Origin of the sequence: Achromobacter insolitus, from assembly GCF_002209555.1 — a bacterium.
Classification (GTDB): Bacteria; Pseudomonadota; Gammaproteobacteria; order Burkholderiales; family Burkholderiaceae_B; genus Achromobacter; species Achromobacter insolitus.
In genome coordinates, this window is record NZ_NJIF01000007.1 from 73,291 (window position 1) to 89,843 (window position 16,553).

At 66.3% G+C, this 16,553-nt stretch carries 15 protein-coding genes; 9 read left to right on the plus strand and 6 right to left on the minus strand.

All coding sequences use genetic code 11. The annotated features are described in order from the left end of the window. Entirely contained in the window at positions 1-978 is a 978-nt protein-coding gene (locus CEY08_RS20865) for a tripartite tricarboxylate transporter substrate binding protein (protein WP_076816709.1), read from the minus strand. A gap of 126 nt (positions 979-1,104) precedes the next feature. On the opposite strand from CEY08_RS20865, the gene CEY08_RS20870 reads away from it, so the two are divergent. Next, positions 1,105-2,028, plus strand: coding sequence for a LysR family transcriptional regulator (locus CEY08_RS20870; protein ID WP_042796033.1), 924 nt, complete (start codon positions 1,105-1,107; stop codon positions 2,026-2,028). 10 nt (positions 2,029-2,038) lie between these two features. Here CEY08_RS20870 and CEY08_RS20875 read toward each other — a convergent pair whose 3' ends face one another. Genes CEY08_RS20875 through CEY08_RS20885 form a run of 3 tightly spaced genes read right to left on the minus strand, consistent with a single transcriptional unit; the run spans position 2,039 to position 4,462 of the window. Continuing rightward, positions 2,039-2,680 (minus strand): flavin reductase family protein, encoded by a 642-nt coding sequence (locus tag CEY08_RS20875; RefSeq protein WP_042796031.1) that lies wholly within the window; start codon positions 2,678-2,680, stop codon positions 2,039-2,041. Between the two features lies 1 nt (position 2,681). Then, the gene (locus tag CEY08_RS20880) at positions 2,682-3,464 is read right to left on the minus strand and encodes a GntR family transcriptional regulator (protein ID WP_076816711.1); all 783 of its coding nucleotides are present in this window, start codon (positions 3,462-3,464) and stop codon (positions 2,682-2,684) included. Positions 3,465-3,499: 35 nt separating this feature from the next. Next, positions 3,500-4,462, minus strand: a complete 963-nt coding sequence (locus CEY08_RS20885; protein WP_063961465.1) for a polysaccharide deacetylase family protein — start codon at positions 4,460-4,462, stop codon at positions 3,500-3,502. A gap of 4 nt (positions 4,463-4,466) precedes the next feature. On the opposite strand from CEY08_RS20885, the gene CEY08_RS29855 reads away from it, so the two are divergent. Genes CEY08_RS29855 through CEY08_RS20900 form a run of 4 tightly spaced genes read left to right on the plus strand, consistent with a single transcriptional unit; the run spans position 4,467 to position 9,291 of the window. After that, the gene (locus CEY08_RS29855) at positions 4,467-4,706 is read left to right on the plus strand and encodes a hypothetical protein (RefSeq protein WP_126389676.1); all 240 of its coding nucleotides are present in this window, start codon (positions 4,467-4,469) and stop codon (positions 4,704-4,706) included. Then, positions 4,703-5,893 (plus strand): ABC transporter substrate-binding protein, encoded by a 1,191-nt coding sequence (locus tag CEY08_RS20890; protein WP_063641454.1) that lies wholly within the window; start codon positions 4,703-4,705, stop codon positions 5,891-5,893. Before CEY08_RS29855 ends, CEY08_RS20890 begins: the two co-directional genes overlap by 4 nt. Positions 5,894-5,920: 27 nt before the next feature. Beyond that, entirely contained in the window at positions 5,921-6,799 is an 879-nt protein-coding gene (locus CEY08_RS20895; protein ID WP_042796028.1) for a branched-chain amino acid ABC transporter permease, read from the plus strand. Beyond that, positions 6,799-9,291 carry a branched-chain amino acid ABC transporter ATP-binding protein/permease gene (locus CEY08_RS20900; RefSeq protein ID WP_076816713.1) on the plus strand — a complete coding sequence of 831 codons (2,493 nt, stop codon included), beginning with the start codon at positions 6,799-6,801 and terminating at the stop codon, positions 9,289-9,291. The genes CEY08_RS20895 and CEY08_RS20900 overlap by 1 nt, the downstream gene beginning before the upstream one ends. A gap of 56 nt (positions 9,292-9,347) precedes the next feature. On the opposite strand, the gene CEY08_RS20905 is transcribed toward CEY08_RS20900, so the two are convergent. After that, positions 9,348-10,352 (minus strand): Lrp/AsnC family transcriptional regulator, encoded by a 1,005-nt coding sequence (locus CEY08_RS20905; RefSeq protein WP_063641456.1) that lies wholly within the window; start codon positions 10,350-10,352, stop codon positions 9,348-9,350. 81 nt (positions 10,353-10,433) lie between these two features. Here CEY08_RS20905 and CEY08_RS20910 point away from each other — a divergent pair, with 81 nt between their 5' ends. Both CEY08_RS20910 and CEY08_RS20915 read left to right on the plus strand, forming a co-directional pair. Next, positions 10,434-11,750: an MFS transporter gene (locus CEY08_RS20910; protein WP_088607783.1), complete on the plus strand. Its 1,317-nt coding sequence runs from the start codon at positions 10,434-10,436 to the stop codon at positions 11,748-11,750. A gap of 80 nt (positions 11,751-11,830) precedes the next feature. Beyond that, positions 11,831-13,258 carry an amidase gene (locus tag CEY08_RS20915; protein ID WP_076816715.1) on the plus strand — a complete coding sequence of 476 codons (1,428 nt, stop codon included), beginning with the start codon at positions 11,831-11,833 and terminating at the stop codon, positions 13,256-13,258. Between the two features lie 59 nt (positions 13,259-13,317). Here CEY08_RS20915 and metK read toward each other — a convergent pair whose 3' ends face one another. After that, positions 13,318-14,481 (minus strand): methionine adenosyltransferase, encoded by a 1,164-nt coding sequence (gene metK / locus CEY08_RS20920; protein WP_042797501.1) that lies wholly within the window; start codon positions 14,479-14,481, stop codon positions 13,318-13,320. 277 nt (positions 14,482-14,758) lie between these two features. Between metK and CEY08_RS20925 the strand changes: the two genes are divergently transcribed. Both CEY08_RS20925 and CEY08_RS20930 read left to right on the plus strand, forming a co-directional pair. Further along, positions 14,759-15,625 (plus strand): lysophospholipid acyltransferase family protein, encoded by an 867-nt coding sequence (locus CEY08_RS20925; RefSeq protein WP_063641458.1) that lies wholly within the window; start codon positions 14,759-14,761, stop codon positions 15,623-15,625. A 34-nt stretch (positions 15,626-15,659) separates the two neighbouring features. Then, positions 15,660-16,550 (plus strand): lysophospholipid acyltransferase family protein, encoded by an 891-nt coding sequence (locus tag CEY08_RS20930; protein ID WP_063641459.1) that lies wholly within the window; start codon positions 15,660-15,662, stop codon positions 16,548-16,550. Positions 16,551-16,553: the final 3 nt, after the last annotated feature.

The window sequence follows — 16,553 nt, forward strand, 5'->3', positions numbered from 1 at the left end:
TCAGTTGGCCTGGATGCCGGCATCTTTGACGATGCCCGCCCAACGCGTCATCTCGTCGGCGACCATGGCGTCGGTCTTGGCGGGCGAAGTAATCAGCGGGTCAAAACCTTCCTTGCCCATGCGCTGCGCGAGTTCCGGCGAACGCAAGGCCTGTTCGAGCCTGGCGTTCAAGGTGTCGATCACGGGCTGGGGCGTGCCTGCCGGCGCGCTGATGACGAACCAGGTGTTGAACTCATAGCCCGGCAGGCCGGACTCGGCGATCGTGGGCACGTCGGGCAGCAACGGCGAACGCGTCGTGCCCGTCACGCCCAAGGCCTTGAGCTTCTTGCCGTCCACTTGCGGCTTGGCCGCCGACAGCACCGGAAAGCTCATCTGCACCTGGCCGCTGATCGTATCCACCATGGCCGGGCCACCGCCCTTGTAGGGCACGTGCAGAATCTGCGTCTTGGACACCGACTTGAACAGCTCGGCGGCCATGTGGAAGGTGCTGCCCGTGCCCGCGGATCCAAAGCTCAGGTCGTTGGCGGGGCGCGCGCGCACATAAGCCAATAGTTCGCTCACATTGGCCACCGGCAGGCTGTTGGTGACCGTGAGCACGTGCTGCGACGTCCCGATGGTGCCAACCGAACGCAAATCCTTCCGGGTGTCGAACGGCATGTTCTGGAACAACGCGGGGTTGATGGCCAGCGACATGGTGTTCACGGCCAGCGTGTAACCGTCGGGCTCGGCCCGTGCCACCGCGGCCATGCCGATGTTGCCGGACGCGCCAGCGCGGTTTTCCACCACCACGCTCTGGCCCAGGGCGCGGCCCCAGGCATCCGAAATCAGGCGCGCGGCGATGTCCACGCTGCCGCCGGGCGCGAATGGCACGATGAGCGTCACGGCGCGCTGGGGAAAGGCGTCGGCGGCGGCCGGCTGGGTCCAACAGGATGCGGCGATGGCTGCGCACAAGGCGCCGGCCGCTTTGTTGATCTTCATTCCTGGTCTCCTCGTTTGGCCGCGCCAGGCGGCTCTTTAGTGGTGGGGCCAGTGTATAAGCCGATCCCGTTCTTATAATTAATGATCGAAATAAAGCTTTATTAAATTCGGTTTATAAATAAGCGCATGGACGCCCTATCCGACCTCGCCTTTTTCTCGCTGGTGGTCAAGCACGGCAATCTGTCGGCCGCCGCCCGGGAACTGGGGCTGACACCGCCCGCGGTAAGCACGCGGCTGGCCAAGCTGGAGCAGCGCCTGGGCGTGCGCCTGTTGAACCGCACTACGCGCCGGGTCAGCGTCACGCAGGAAGGCGAGCTGTACCTGGCCGAGGGCGGGCGCATCCTGGCTGACCTGGAAGCGCTGGAACGCTCGGTGTCGAGCGCCCGCGCTCGCCCCCAAGGGCTGCTGAGGCTGAACGCGACCTTCGGTTTCGGCCGCGCCCACATCGTGCCCGCAGTGTCGGACTTCGTCCGCCAGTATCCAGAAGTAGAGGTGCAGATGCGGCTGACCGACAGGCCGTTGAACCTGATCGAGGAAGGGTTCGACGTGGCAGTCCGCTTTGGCGACCTGCCCGACGCGCGCCTGACCGCGCGCAAAATCGCCTCCAACCGCCGGGTGTTGTGCGCATCGCCGCGATATCTGGAAACCCATGGCGAACCCCGCGCGCCGGGCGACCTGCAACGCCACCGCTGCATCGTCGTGCGCGAGAACGACGTGGCCTACGGTACCTGGCGCCTGGAATCAGGCTCGCGCGCGGAAACCGTGAAAGTACGGGGCCCGGTCAGTTCCAACGACGGCCAGAGCGCCCTGGAATGGGCATTGGACGGCCACGGCATCGTCATGCGATCGGAATGGGAAACGGCCGAGCACCTGCGCGCCGGACGCTTGCGCGTAGTGCTGGCCGATTGGCGCACGCCTGCCGCCGATATCCACGCGCTCTACCCCGAACGCCTGAACCTGCCAGCCAAGACGCTGGCGTTCGTGGAATTCCTGTCGCAACGCTTCGCGCGCCATTTGCGCGCGCCGGGCGAACAGGACTCGGTGTGGTGAAGACGCCGCCTCAGATCTCGTCGATGGCAGTGCTGGCTACCGTTCCCGGCTGCGCGCCGTTTTCGCCGATGGCATAGCGGTCGCGCGTGGTGACATAGAAGCTCGCGCCAAAACGTCCCACGGGAAAGTAGTCCTGCAAGCGCACCCGCCACGACACCGTGTCGACGAGGCCGTCACGCGCATGCAACCAGCGCACCTGTCCGATAAAAATCTGCCGGCTGGCGGTTTCCATTGTTTCGTACAGCGTGCACTCGAATGCCACCGGCGCCTGCAGAATGCGGGGCGGCCTGACGCGATGGCTGGGCGCGGCATCCAGTCCGGCATGAGCCAGCTCGCTGATGTCCGCCGGAAGGCGGTCGCCGCAGCGGTGCATTTTTTCGGCCATCGCCTCGTCGGTCAGGTGCACGACGAATTCCTTGTCGCGGGCGATATTGCGCGCCGTATCCTTCAGGCCGCCGTCCTCCAGACGGTTGATGCTGACCATGACGATGGGCGGATCCTCGCCCAGCATGTTGAACATGCTGAATGGCGCCGCGTTGACCACCCCGGTTTCGGACAGGGTCGTAATCAGCGCGATTGGCCTGGGCACGATCAGGCTGGCCATGAGCTTGTAGCGCTGGTATTCGGTAATTGCGTCGAAATCGATTTCCATATCAGGCCAGTCCCAGCATCTGGGCGAGGGTTTGCGCGGGCTGGGGACGCTCCAGGCTGATGCGCCGTTCCAAGTCCACCAGGTGGTTGTCATTGATCTTTACGGCCTCGGCGACGGCGCCGCTCTCCATCAGATCGACGATCTGTACGTGCTCGCCATGTTCGCACGCGGCATTGCCGGGCGGCTCGTACAACGCCACGATGAGCGAACACCGCGACACAAGCTCCGCCAGGTAGCCTTGCAGGATGGCGTTGCCGGACAGCTCGCCCAACCGCAGGTGGAAGGCGCTGGCCTGGCGTGCCCAAGCCGGCTGGCCCGCGCGGTGCAGCAAGGCATGTTCCTCCCGCAATTGCTTGCGCAAAGACGCATAGTCGGTCTTGGTGGCGCGAGCGGCAGCAAGGGGGACAAGCGCCGCTTCCAGCGCGCGTCGCGCCTGGAAGATTTGTCGTGTGTCTTCCGGGGTCGGTTCTGCCACCACGGCGCCCCGATTGTGATGCAAGTCCACGACGTGCTCGTGCGCCAATCGCTGCAAGGCCTTGCGCGCCACCGAGCGCGGCACTCCGAACAGTTCGCAGATGGCCGCCTCGGGCAATTTCGTTCCGGGCGTCAGCCGCTGGCTCATCACGCTTTCATACACTGCCTCGCAAATGCGACGCTCCATGTCGCCCTCCTGGGATCCGGCCGCGGTCGCGGCCGTGGACGTGGACGTGGACGCTGTATCGGCAACGGTCTTGCCGCGAATGGCAGGCTTGGCTCGGGTTGTAGCGGAACTGCGTAGGGACATGCTGGCCTCGTCTTGCGGGCGGATGGATCGGAATATCAGGGCGCGGCAATCACGCCGGGCGGCAGGCTGTCCACATGCCGGCAGATCTCGCCAGGCGTGGTGAACCAGATTTCGCCTCGATCGCGTGCGGCGGCGAGCGGTGCCAGCGCGCGCCGAAGATGCCGCAGCCGGTATGGCTGGCCCACGATGTAGGGATGCAGCGCAATACCCATGACCAGGGGCTGGCGGCTGGCCTGCGCGCGCATTTCCTCGAACTGGTCGAGAATCATGTCCGCAAAATCGCGCGCGTCCATCTTGCGCGCCATGATCATTGGGATGTCGTTGAGTTCCTGCGGATACGGGATCGCCCATAGTTCTCCACTTCGGGTCCGCATGCGCATGGGCTGATCGTCATGGCACCAATTCAGCGTATAGCGGTAGCCCGCTTCCGCCAGCAGGTCGGGAGTGGTCCGACTTTCCGAGATCCACGGGGATAGCCAGCCTGCGGGCGCGTGTCCCGTGTGGCGCCGGATGCGGTCGCGGCAGTGACCCAGCAAGGCGCCTTCGTCGGCTTCCGTCAAGCCGCCCTGCCGATGTGCATTGCTGTAGCCATGCCCTATCAATTCGTCTCCGCGCGCAACAAGCGCATCCATCAAATCGGGGCAGTGCTCATACAGGGCGGTATTGATCAGCGCGCCGGCCGGCAGCCTCAGATCGTCGAACAGTTCCAGGCAGCGCCACGCGCCCACCCGGTTGCCGTATTCGCGCCAGGCGTAGTTCAACACGTCGGGATGGGGCGATGCCGGGCCCAGTTCCGCACCCAGCCCTTCGCCAAACGCGAAGTGCTCGATATTGAAGCCGATATACACGGCTAGGCGCGCGCCATTGGGCCAGGTGTAGTCCTTGCGCCCGGCTATCGCTTGGTAAGCGAACCGGCCATGGCAAGCGAGCGGCGCGGGCGCCCACCCGGCCGATTGGTCACGCCCCGGACTAGTGCTTGAAAGCAAGGATGGATTCATTTTGGTGCAAATCCTGATGCATGATTGTTCACAAAACCTCTGGCTCTTTGAAAACAAAATGGGCAGCTGGCGCGGACAAAAGCGCTGGCGACCGCGCCACATCCGCGGGCATCCCCTTGCTGGCCGCGCCATCGGCGCCGCGGCGAACCGGGCCGAATCAGATGGCATGGATCTTGCATGGGAAAGCGAAGCAGCACTTAACCCCATGCAAGATCCGTTCCACTTTTCCCGGAGTGCCCGATGATCCAGACCCGCCGTTCCTTTCTGCTTTGCGCCACCGCCGCAGCCCTCTTCGCGACCGGCCTCGGCTTGCAACCTGCGTTGGCTGCCGATCCCATCAAGATCGGCCTGATCACGGCGCTGTCCGGGGAGTCAGCGCGCGCTGGCGAAGCGCTGACCCGCGGCATGGCGATCGCCATCGACGAGATCAACGCGAAGGGCGGCCTGCTGGGCGGCCGTCAGATCGTGCTGGTGCGCCGCGACGACGAGGGCAATCCCGCCAAGGGCATGGCCGCGGCGCGCGAGCTGATCTTCAAGGAAAAGGTCACGGTGCTGTTCGGCGGCCTGGACACGCCAGTTTCCATGGCGATCGTGCCAATCGTGAATCAGGAAAAAGTGCCGTTCATGGGGCCGTGGGCCGCCGGAACGGCCATCACGCAGAACAAGGGCAATCCGAATTTCGTGTTCCGCGTCTCGGCCATGGATGAAATCGTGGACAGCGCCATGGTCCAGTACGCGCAGAAGACGTTCAAGAGCGCCAAGCCGGGCATGATCCTGGTGAACAACCCCTGGGGCGAATCCAATGAAAAAGGCCTGAACGCCGCGCTGGCCACGGCCAAGGTCACGCCCGCCGGCATCGAGAAGTTCCAGCCCAATGACCTGGACGTGGTGCCGCAGCTGAGCCGCCTGAAGGCCGAAGGCGCGGACACGCTGTTTCTTGTGGGCAACGTGGGACCGTCGGCGCAAGTCGTGAAGTCGCTGGACCGCATGGGCTGGAAGGTGCCCATCGTGTCGCATTGGGGCCCGGCGGGTGGCCGATTCACCGAGCTGGCCGGCCCCAACGCCAAGAACGTGCACTTCGTGCAGACCTACAGCTTCTTCGGCAAGCAGGGGCCCGTGGGCGAGAAGGTGATGCAAGCCTTGAAGGCCAAGTACTCCGACATCAAGGGTCCCCAGGACATTACGCCCGCCGTGGGCGTGGCCAATGCCTATGACGGCATGCAACTGGCCGCGCTGGCCATCGCCCAGGCGGGCTCGACCGATGGCGACGCGGTGCGCCAGGGCTTCTACAAGATCGGCAAGTACGAGGGCTTGATCAAGACGTATGAACAGCCTTTCACGCCCGCGTCGCACGATGCCCTGCGCGAAGACGACTACGTCTGGACGCAGTTCATCGACAACCGCATCCTGCCCGTCAAGGGCGTGCAGTAAACCGGCGCGGCCTCGCGGGAGACACGCATGTTGTTGATGTCCGCCATCGTCAGCGGCCTGGGCCTGGGTAGCATGTATGGACTCATGGCCCTGGGCTTTTACCTGACCTACGCCGTGTCGGGCACGGTGAACTTCGCCCAGGGCAGTTCCATGATGCTGGGCGCCGTGCTGACCTACACGTTCGCGCAGACACTGGGTTGGCCTCTGACACCCGCCCTGCTGGTCGCATTGGCGCTTTGCGCGCTGTACGGCCTGGTGGTCGAACGCCTGGCCGTGCGGCCGTTCGCAAGCCGCGGCTCCAATGCCTGGCTGATGTCCACCGTGGCGCTCGGCATCGTCCTGGACAATATCGTGATGTTCACCTTCGGCAAAGAGCCGCGCAGCCTGCCCTCGCCGCTGGCGCAAGCGCCGCTGGAGATCAGTGGACTGAGCCTGGGCATCTACCCGCTGCAATTGCTCATCCCGGTGGTCGGCCTGGCGTTGGCCGCAGCGCTGCACACCTTTTCGCATCGCACGCGTTGGGGCGTGGCGCTGCTGGCGGTGGTGCAAAACCCCAGCGCGGCGCGGCTGATGGGTATTCCAGTGCGCCACGCAATCATGGCCGCGTTCGCGGCGTCGACGCTGTTCGCCGGCGTGGCCGGCGCACTGGTCGCGCCGCTTTTCAACGTACAGGCGGATATGGGCACCCTCTTCGGCCTGAAAGCCTATGTGGTCGCGATCCTGGGCGGCATCACCAGCGCCTGGGGAGTAATGCTCGCCGGGCTGCTGTTCGGCGTGGCCGAAGCGCTGATCACCGTGGTTCTCGGTTCCGGATACACCCAGATCATCAGCTTCACCCTGGTGATCGTCATACTGGCCCTGCTTCCCAACGGACTGTTCGGACGCGCCGACCTCAGGAAGGTCTGATGGAAAACAAACTCGCATCGCGCCATGCGGCGCTGGCGCTTTACGCCCTCCTGGCCGCGGCAGCCCTGGCCATGGCGGCAACGGTCAACGGTTATTACGTTTTCGTGCTGGGCAACATGGCGCTGCTGGCGCTTGCCGGCATTGGACTGAACGTTTTGCTGGGTTTGACCGGACAAATGTCGTTCGGCCATGCTGGCTTTTACGCCATTGGCGCGTATACCGTCGCCATCCTGACCGGCCAGGCGGGCTGGAGCTTCTGGCTGGCCTGGCCGGCGGCGGCGCTCGTCGCCGGCGCCTTTGGGCTGTTGCTGGCTCTACCCGCGCTGCGCGTGAAGGGCCCTTACCTGGCAATGATCACTATCGCCTTCGGATTCATCGTGGAACACGCGTTGATCGAAGGCGGAGAGGTCACCGGCGGCCAGAACGGCCTGATGGGAATCGCGCAGCCCTCGCTGGGCGGCATCGGCGGAGATCGCGGCGTCGCCATGCTGGCCATCGTGACGGTGTTCGCGGCGCTGGCTGCCTATGCGCTGCTGTCGCGCGGCACGTGGGGCGCGGCGATGCGCGCGGTCAAGGACAGCGAAACGGCCAGCGAATCCATCGGCATCAATCCTCTGGCGGTCAAAACCGTTGCGTTCATGGTTTCCGCCGCGCTGGTGGGCCTGGCGGGCGGACTCTACGCGCCCCAAGCCGGCATGATCACGCCGCACAACTTCAACTTCATGCAATCGATCCTGTTCGTGCTCGCGGTGACGCTGGGCGGCGCGGGCTCGCTGGCGGGACCCTTGCTGGGCGCGGTCGTCGTGGGACTGCTGCCGGAACTGCTATCCGGCCTGGAGGAATACCGCCTGCTGTTCTTTGGGGCCTTTCTGCTTGTTGTGCTGTGGGCGGCGCCCGAAGGCATGGTCGGACTCCTGTCGCGCTGGCGGCGCCATGCGCGGGCCCATGCGCTGACGCCCCGCACGGGCGGCGTCATTTTCAGCGGGAACCGTCTGCGGCGCCCGTTGCGCGCGGAGATGCTGACCATGACATTCGGCGGCGTGCGCGCCGTCCAGGCGGTTTCCTTCGTCGTGCAACCGAGCGCGGTGACCGCGCTGATCGGACCGAATGGCGCGGGCAAGTCCACCGTCATCAACATGCTCAGCGGCTACTACCAGCCAACCAGCGGCGCAGTCGCGCTGGGAGACGCGCCATTGGCCGGTTTGCCCGCGTACGGCGTTGCGCGCCATGGCATAGGCCGCACCTACCAGACGTCGCAATTGTTCGACACTCTGACCGTGGAAAACAACGTAGCGCTAGGCATGGCGCGCGGCCGGCTGGGCGGCCTGCTGGCATCGCGCCGCTACCTGGCGCCGGACGTGCGCGAACGAGCTCGCTCGCTGCTGGCATTCTGCGGCTACGAAGGCGCGCTGGACGCGCCTGCGGCCGACCTGCCGCACGTGGACCGGCGATTGGTGGAAATCGCTCGGGCGCTGGCCACGGACGCCGACATCCTGCTGATGGACGAACCCGCCGCGGGCCTGTCACGCGAGGACAAGACGCGCCTGGCCACGCTGCTGCGCCGCATCGCCCAGGCCGGCACCGGCGTCCTGCTGGTAGAGCATGACATGGCGCTGGTCATGGGGGTGTCGGATCACATCGTCGCCATAGACGCGGGCCGGGAACTGGCGCAGGGCTGCCCGACCGACATCCAGCAATCGCCCGCCGTGCGCCAGGCCTATCTGGGCGATGAAGCCGCCCGCAAGGAACGGGAGACCCGCCACAGGCCCGAAGGCGCTCCCATGGCTCCGGAAGTGCTGGGCGTGGGCAGTCTGGTCACCGGCTACGGCGCCAATCCGGTGCTGCATGGCATCGATCTGCAAGTGCGTCAGGGTGAAATGGTTGCGCTGCTGGGCGCCAATGGCGCCGGCAAGTCAACGTTGATGCGCACACTGGCCGGACTGCACCGGCCTGTGCAAGGCGGCATGCATCTGCAGGGGCTGGAGCTGAACGGACTCTCCGCCGATCGCATCGTGGCGCGCGGCCTGGTGCTCGTGCCCGAGGGTCGCCAGGTCTTTCCTGGCCTGAGCGTGCTGGACAATATCCGCCTCGGCGCGTTCCTGCATCCGCAGGACCGAGAGGCGCGCGTGGAAGAAATGCTGACGCGCTTTCCGCGGCTGCGCGAACGCCTGCATCAACGCGCCGGGCTGTTGTCCGGCGGCGAACAACAGATGCTGGCGATCGCGCGCGGACTGATGTCCAAGCCTGTCATCCTGCTGCTGGACGAGCCGTCGCTGGGTCTGGCTCCCCGAATCATCGATGAGCTGTTCGACTCCCTGGACCGCCTGCGTTCGGAATCCATGACGATCCTGCTGGTGGATCAGATGGCCCCGCTGGCGCTGGCCCTGGCTGACCGCGCCTACGTGCTCGATTCAGGCCGGGTGGCCGCGCACGGCACGGCCCAGGATATCGCGCGGGACGGGACCCTGGCCCGCGCGTACCTGGGCGGCTAGATCGGCCGAGGCAATCGCAGACATGCGCGGGAGCATTGCCCTTGAAACCGGCAACGCTACCCCGCCTCGGCCGCCAGCCGCGCGCCGGCTCGTACGATGCCGCAGCGCTTGTGCGCCCGCATCACCACGCCGACTTCGCTGTTCAGCACGCCGTCCAGCTCGCCCAGGCGGCGCGTCACCACGTCCCACAAGTGCAGGCTGTCACGGCACAGCACGTGCCAGAACAGCTGGGATGCTCCGCTGGTGCCGAAGAGGCACCGCGTATTGGGGTCCAGCGCCAAATGGGCGGCCAGCGCGTCCACGGCTTGCGGGCGCACCTGCACGGAAATCACCGCCTCTACCGGGAAGCCCACCAGCGCCGGCTCCACCTCGACGCGGAAGCTCAGCGCGCGGCGCTCCACCATGTTGTGCAGCAGGCGCTGCGCGGTGGGTTCGCTGACGCCGGCGTGCTCGGCCAGTTCGGCCAGGCTGGCGCGGCCGTCGCGCATCAAATAGGCCACCATGCGCTGTTCGGAGTCCGTCAGGGCGGCGGGCGGTTGCGCAAGGGCGGATTCGGCAGCGGCATCAGCCTGGGCCTGGATGCGCCACTGCCCCGCGCGCCGGAACGGCCGCAGCACCAGCCGCGCCTCCACGTGTTCCACGCCGTCGATGGATGGCAGCACTCGCGTTACCACGTCCGGCATGTCGGCGGCATCCGCCAACGTCAGTTCGGCCATCAGGTCGGCCGAGCCGGCAAGCGTGACCACCAGTTGACTGATGTCCAGGCGCGCGAGCTGGTCCGCTACCTCCGGCACACGGCCCGAGCGGCAGCGCACCCAGGCATGCAGCACCACGCCCCGGCCAGTGGCCAGCGGATCGGGTTCGGCAATGACACGCAAGGCGTCCGCATCCATCAGGCGCTTGATGCGGCGCGCGACCGTGCGCTCGGCAATGCCTGTGGCGGCGCCCAACTCGCGCCAGGACGCGCGGGGGTCCGCCTGCAGCGCGATCAGGCAGGCGAGATCGGTGTCGTCCAGCCCTGGGGCTAGGGGCTTACCCTTACTTGACGTGTCCATATTCATTAAATTAACGTTCGCGCATTGATAAAAACACAAAATTAAACGGTCTTTTTGACCAAAAATAAATTCTTATTTGAGGTTTTCATGAGCAGCACTTCAGCGCCCCTGCGCAAGCAGCAGGGGGCAGCCGCCTCGGCCGGCACCGCGCCCGTTTCCCGCTCGCGCACCATTCTGGCCGGTAGTGTAGGCAATGCTGTGGAATGGTTCGATTGGACCATCTACGCTTCCTTCGCCATATTCTTTTCCAGCCAGTTCTTCCCCGAAGGCAACGAAACCGCCGCCCTGCTGGCGACGTTCGGCATTTTCGCGGTGGGCTTCTTCATGCGCCCGGTGGGCGGCTGGCTGCTGGGCATCTTTTCGGACCGCTACGGCCGCAAGGCCGCGCTGGGCCTGACGATCCTGATGATGGCCGGCGGCTCGCTGATCATTGCCATCACCCCTACCTACGCCACCATCGGCCTGGCCGCGCCGCTGCTGCTGACCGCCGCGCGCCTTCTGCAAGGGTTGTCGCTGGGCGGAGAGTATGCATCGGCCACGACCTTCCTGGCAGAAATGGCGCCGCCCAACAAGCGCGGCTTCTACTCCAGCTTCGTGTTCTTCAGCGCCGCCGTGGGCATTCTGGCCGCCTCGGCCATCGGCTGGGTGCTGACGTCGACGCTGACCAAGGCCGACATGGCGGCCTGGGGCTGGCGCATTCCGTTCCTGCTGGGCGCCCTGGGCGGCCTGGCGGGCATGTGGATCCGCCGCTCGATCCCCGAAACCGAGGCGTTCTCACACGCCAAGAAGGCTGGCGTGGAAAAGCAGCCGCTGCGCACCCTGCTGCGCGACCACCCGCGCGAAGTGCTGCGCATCGTGGGCTTTTCCATCCTGACCACCTTCGCGTTCTACATCTTCGTGGCTTATGTGCCCACCTACGCCATCCGCCAGGTGCACGCGGATCCGAAGACCGCATTCGCCGCCAACACCGTTGCGCTGGTCGTGTTCATGCTGGTGCAGCCCCTGTTCGGCATCCTGTCCGACCGCATCGGACGCAAGCCGCAGCTGATCTTCTTCGCCGCGGGCTACCTGATTTTCTTCTACCCGCTGATGACCACGCTGGGCCCCTCGTTCGGTTCGATCCTGGCGGTGGAGCTGTTCGGCCTGGTGCTGTACGCCATGTACACCTCCATTGCGCCGGCCATCATGTCCGAGCAGTTTCCCACCAGCGTGCGCGCCGTGGGCATCGGTACCCCTTACAACCTGGTCGTGGCGCTGCTGGGCGGCACGACGCCTTATCTGCTGACCTGGCTGCAAAGCAAAGGCATGGAACGCTGGTTCTTCTACTACGTGCTTGCGGGCGCCGTGATCACGCTGATCACCTTCATCCGCATGCCTGAGACCAAGGGCCAGAGCCTGAAATAAGTAGAGAGAACGAGCGTCATGCACTAGCGCTTTCCGGTTCCCGCCAGGGCCGGAAAGCCTTTTCTTTTTCGATGAGACCCATGCCAGCACAAGACAACGCCCTGCATTTCCAAGACGCCCTGGCCCTTGCCAGCGGCATCCGCCGGCGCGAACTCAGTTCGCGCCAGGTCACCACGCACTTCCTGGACCGCATCGAACGCGCGCCTGCGCTCGCCGCCTACAGCGAAGTCACGGCCGAGCGCGCGCTGGCCCAGGCGGATGCCGCCGACCGCCTGCGCGACGCGGGCATTCTGCTGGGCCCCTTGCATGGCGTGCCCGTGGCGGTGAAGGACAGCGTCCAATGGGAAGGCGTCAGTGCGAGCCTTGGCTCGCGCGCCCTGCAGGGACGGATCAGCAGCGAGACGGCGGCGCCGCTGCGCATGCTGGCCGCGCGGGGCATGGTGGTGCTGGGCAAGACCCGCATGACCGAGTTCGCGTTCGGCCTGTCGGGCCAGAACCCCACGCAGGGCACGGCGCGCAACCCCTGGGACGCCCGGCTCGCGCGCGCGCCGGGCGGCTCGTCCAGCGGCGCGGGCGTAGCCGTGGCCGCGGGCTTGGCGCCACTGGCGCTGGGCGGCGACACCGGCGGCTCGGTGCGCGCGCCCGCCGCGCTGAACGGCGTGGTCGGCTACAAGCCATCCAGCGGCGTCATCAGCCGCGCTGGCTGCCTGCCGCTGTCGGACACGCTGGACGTGCTGGGCCCGATCACGCGCAACGTGGCGGACGCCCGCCTGCTGACGCAACTGCTGGCTGGACCGGATATCGACGACACCGCCACGCTGGATCTGCCGGCAGGCGCCATCGCCGCCTTGCGCCGACCGGCCGTGCGCACCCCGGGCCCGATCGCGGTACTGGCGCCCGAAGCGTGGCCCGCATCCCTGGCGGACGCCGGCCAGCGAGCCTGGCACGAAGCCCAAGAAGCCCTGGCACGGGCGGGCTACACGCCCACGCCCTGGCATCCGCCCGCGACGCTTTCGTTCGCCCGCATGGCCGACGACAACTCACTGGTGCTGGCCTACGAGGCGTACCGTTATTACGGCACGCTGGCGGAAGACGCGGCCCAGCCGCTGTGGGAAGTGGTCCGCAAACGCATCGCGGCCGGCGGCAGCATCGCGCAGGCCGACTATGAAGCCGCGCTGCAACGCCGCGCCGCCGATATGGCCACCTTCGCCCAAGCCATGCAGGGCCACGACGCCTTGCTGATGCCCGCCTGCGACCAGGCCGCGCAAGCGCTGGATGCCGACGATACGCGCCACGCCGGCCTGGGCAAGTTGCTGCGTCCCGCCAACTTCCTCGGCGCAGCCGCTATCTCGCTGCCGGCGGGTTTTGACGCGGAAGGCATGCCCATGGCGGTGCAACTGCTGGCGCCCGCTGGCGCCGACGCCGCCCTGCTGGACTGTGCGGCGGCGCTGGAACCGGTGCTGGCGCCCGCTACGCGCCGGCCGGATTTGTCGGAGTGGGGACTGTAAGGTCCGCACCGACAAAAAAAAACCCCCGCATTGCGGGGGCCTTCATGCACCTGAACGGCTTACAGACCCTTTTTCAGCGCCTGAACCTTGTCCGTGGCTTCCCACGAGAATTCCGGCTCGGAACGGCCGAAGTGGCCATAGGCGGCAGTCTTGGCGTAGATCGGGCGCAGCAGATCCAGCATGTTGACGATGCCCTTCGGGCGCAGGTCGAAGTGCTCGCGCACCAGCTTGGCGATCTGGTCGTCGGGGATGACGCCGGTGCCTTCCGTGTAGACCGTGATGTTGATGGGCTCGGCCACGCCGATGGCGTAGCTGACCTGCACCTGGCACTGGCGCGCCAGGCCTGCGGCCACGATGTTCTTGGCCACGTAGCGGGCGGCGTAGGCGGCCGAACGGTCGACCTTGGACGGATCCTTGCCCGAGAACGCGCCACCGCCGTGCGGGCATGCGCCACCGTACGTGTCGACGATGATCTTGCGGCCGGTCAGGCCGCAATCGCCTTGCGGGCCGCCAATGACGAAGCGGCCAGTCGGGTTGACCAGGAACTTCGTTTTCGGCGTGATCAGGCCTTCCGGGAAGCTGGGCTTGATGATGTCTTCGATCACCGCTTCGCGGATGGTCTCTTGCGAAACCTCGGGCGCGTGCTGGGTCGACAGCACCACCGTGTCGACTTCAGCCGGGCGGCCGTCGATGTAGCGGAAGGTCACTTGGGACTTGGCGTCGGGACGCAGCCACGGCAGGCGGCCATCCTTGCGCAATTCGCTCTGGCGCTGCACCAGGCGGTGCGCGTACCAGATCGGGGCAGGCATCAGGTCAGGGGTTTCGTCGCAGGCATAGCCGAACATCAGGCCTTGGTCGCCCGCGCCCTGGTTCAGGTAGTCTTCGGAGCTGCGGTCCACGCCCTGGGCGATGTCCGGCGACTGCTTGTCGTAGGCGACCAGCACCGCGCAGCCCTTGTAGTCGATGCCGTATTCGGTGTTGTCGTAGCCGATGCGGCGGATCGTGTCGCGCGCGACCTGGATGTAGTCGACGTTGGCGGTGGTGGTGATCTCGCCAGCCAGCACTACCAGGCCGGTGTTGCACAGCGTCTCGGCTGCGACGCGCGCATTCGGGTCCTGCGTGAAAATGGCGTCCAGGATCGAGTCGGAGATCTGGTCGGCAACCTTGTCAGGATGCCCTTCAGAGACGGATTCGGAAGTAAAGAGAAAGTCGTTGTTGGCCACAGATGCGTCCTTGGTGGCCGGCATTGCCGGCGCATAGGTTCACGAGGCGCGTTGCACCCCCGACGCATGACACACGCTAATCTGGGCGCGACGCTTTAGCGGATTTGGCAAAAGGCGCGCAAAGCGCTACACCCTTGCCGTCGCCCCGCAAGTTGTCGGTTAACTCGGCGACTGACCTATTTTAAGCGAAAATGCGGTTCTGCCGCCAAAAGCCAGGGGCGTATGCATATTCTCCCCTGGCCCGGCGCACTTTCCGCCCGTCCCACTTTCCTGCCGCATGCTGCTCTTCCTGTTCAGACTATTCGCCGCCCTGCCCCTCTCCGTCGCGCACGCCGTGGGGCGTCTCGCCGGGCGCGCGATCTACGCCTGGCCGGGCAAGTACCGCCAGCGGCTGCAGGCCAATGCGATCCAGGCCGGCTACGCCGATCCTGCTTTCGCGCGGCGCGCAGCGGGCGAAATCGGCGCCATGATCCTGGAGAGCCCGCGCGTCTGGTTCCGCAACGAGCAAAGCCTGGCCCAGGTCGTATCGGACGACAACGACATCGTCAGCGCGGCCCGCGCCGAGAACCGGGGCATCCTGTTCCTGACACCGCATCTGGGCTGCTTCGAGATCACGGCCCGCTACCTGGCCCGCCAGATGCCCATGACGGTCATGTTCCGGCCCCCGCGCAAGGACATCCTGGCCCCGCTGCTGGAAACCGCGCGCAACACCTCGGCCGTCAACGCCGTGCCAGCCACGATGCAAGGCGTGCGCGAATTCGTCCGCGCCCTGCGCCGCGGCGAATCCGTCGGCATGCTGCCCGACCAGGCGCCCAGCGTGGGCGACGGCGTCTGGGCGCCGTTCTTCGGGCGCATGGCCTACACCATGACGCTGCCCGGCAAGCTGGCCACGCAGACGGGCGTACCCATCATCCTGACCGCGGGCGAACGGCTGCCCGGAGGCCGGGGCTGGCGGATCCACTATGTGCGCGTGCCCGAGCCTCTGCCTGCGGACGCCGAAGCGCAGGCAGCGCTGCTCAACGCAGCCATGGAAACGCTGATCCGCCGGTGCCCGGAGCAATACCTCTGGAGCTACAACCGCTACAAGACGCCGCGCGGCGCGCCCGCGGCGCCTGCCGTCGACCCCGCGTCCCCGGCGAATTGAACCGCTGCGCCCCGTCCGCTCCATATTGCTCACCATGACTGATTTCAAAACGCGCGCGCTGGTATCCCTGTTGAAATGGTTCGGCCGCATCAAGCCGTCGACGCGATTGCGCATCGGCGCAGGCCTGGGCTGGCTGGCGCCGCGGCTGGCCAAGTCGCGCACGCGCATCGTGCGCCGCAATCTCGAACTGTGCTTTCCCGACCAGCCCGAACATGTCCGCGAACAATGGGTCGCGGACCACTTCCGCGCGCTGGCGCAATCCATCGTCGACCGCGGCGTGCTCTGGTACGGCACGCCCGAGGCCATTAAAGAGATGGTGACGCAAAGCGGCGCGGAACGGATCAACGAACTGGTCGCGCAAGGCCGCCCGGTCATCCTGCTGGCGCCGCATTTCATCGGACTGGACGCCGCCGCCACGCGGCTCACCATGGAGGTGCCCAGCGGCGCCACCATGTACACGCCGCAAAGCGACCCCCAGGTCGACGCCATCGTGGCGGCGGGCCGCAAGCGCTTTAACGAAGTGTTCCTGGTCAGCCGCAAGGACGGCGTGCGCGACCTGATCCGGCATCTGCGCGAGCGTCGCCCCGTCTATTACCTGCCGGACATGGACTTCGGGCGCCAGGGCGCCACCTTCGCGCCCTTCTTCGGCGTGCCGGCGGCCACCTTGCTGGCCACCGCCCAACTGGCCAAGAAATGGGATGCCGCCGTGCTGCCGATCCTGGACTTCTGGAACCCGGATACCGGCCGCTATCATGTCGAAGTTCTGCCGCCGCTGGCCGACTTCCCGGGGGAGGACTCGCTGGAAGACGCCACGGCCCGCCTGAACCTCGAGCTCGAATCCTGGGTGCGCCGCTGCCCCAGCCAGTACTACTGGGTCCATCGCCGCTTCAAGACCCGTCCGCCCGGCGAACCCAAGCTCTATTGAATT

What these genes read in the sequence shown, in the direction of transcription:
- CEY08_RS20865 (WP_076816709.1), bottom strand. Translation starts at nt 978, where the DNA reads ATGAAGATCAACAAAGCGGCCGGCGCCTTGTGCGCAGCCATCGCCGCA.
- CEY08_RS20870 (WP_042796033.1), top strand. Translation starts at nt 1,105, where the DNA reads ATGGACGCCCTATCCGACCTCGCCTTTTTCTCGCTGGTGGTCAAGCAC.
- CEY08_RS20875 (WP_042796031.1), bottom strand. Translation starts at nt 2,680, where the DNA reads ATGGAAATCGATTTCGACGCAATTACCGAATACCAGCGCTACAAGCTC.
- CEY08_RS20880 (WP_076816711.1), bottom strand. Translation starts at nt 3,464, where the DNA reads ATGTCCCTACGCAGTTCCGCTACAACCCGAGCCAAGCCTGCCATTCGC.
- CEY08_RS20885 (WP_063961465.1), bottom strand. Translation starts at nt 4,462, where the DNA reads ATGAATCCATCCTTGCTTTCAAGCACTAGTCCGGGGCGTGACCAATCG.
- CEY08_RS20890 (WP_063641454.1), top strand. Translation starts at nt 4,703, where the DNA reads ATGATCCAGACCCGCCGTTCCTTTCTGCTTTGCGCCACCGCCGCAGCC.
- CEY08_RS20895 (WP_042796028.1), top strand. Translation starts at nt 5,921, where the DNA reads ATGTTGTTGATGTCCGCCATCGTCAGCGGCCTGGGCCTGGGTAGCATG.
- CEY08_RS20900 (WP_076816713.1), top strand. Translation starts at nt 6,799, where the DNA reads ATGGAAAACAAACTCGCATCGCGCCATGCGGCGCTGGCGCTTTACGCC.
- CEY08_RS20905 (WP_063641456.1), bottom strand. Translation starts at nt 10,352, where the DNA reads ATGAATATGGACACGTCAAGTAAGGGTAAGCCCCTAGCCCCAGGGCTG.
- CEY08_RS20910 (WP_088607783.1), top strand. Translation starts at nt 10,434, where the DNA reads ATGAGCAGCACTTCAGCGCCCCTGCGCAAGCAGCAGGGGGCAGCCGCC.
- CEY08_RS20915 (WP_076816715.1), top strand. Translation starts at nt 11,831, where the DNA reads ATGCCAGCACAAGACAACGCCCTGCATTTCCAAGACGCCCTGGCCCTT.
- CEY08_RS20925 (WP_063641458.1), top strand. Translation starts at nt 14,759, where the DNA reads ATGCTGCTCTTCCTGTTCAGACTATTCGCCGCCCTGCCCCTCTCCGTC.
- CEY08_RS20930 (WP_063641459.1), top strand. Translation starts at nt 15,660, where the DNA reads ATGACTGATTTCAAAACGCGCGCGCTGGTATCCCTGTTGAAATGGTTC.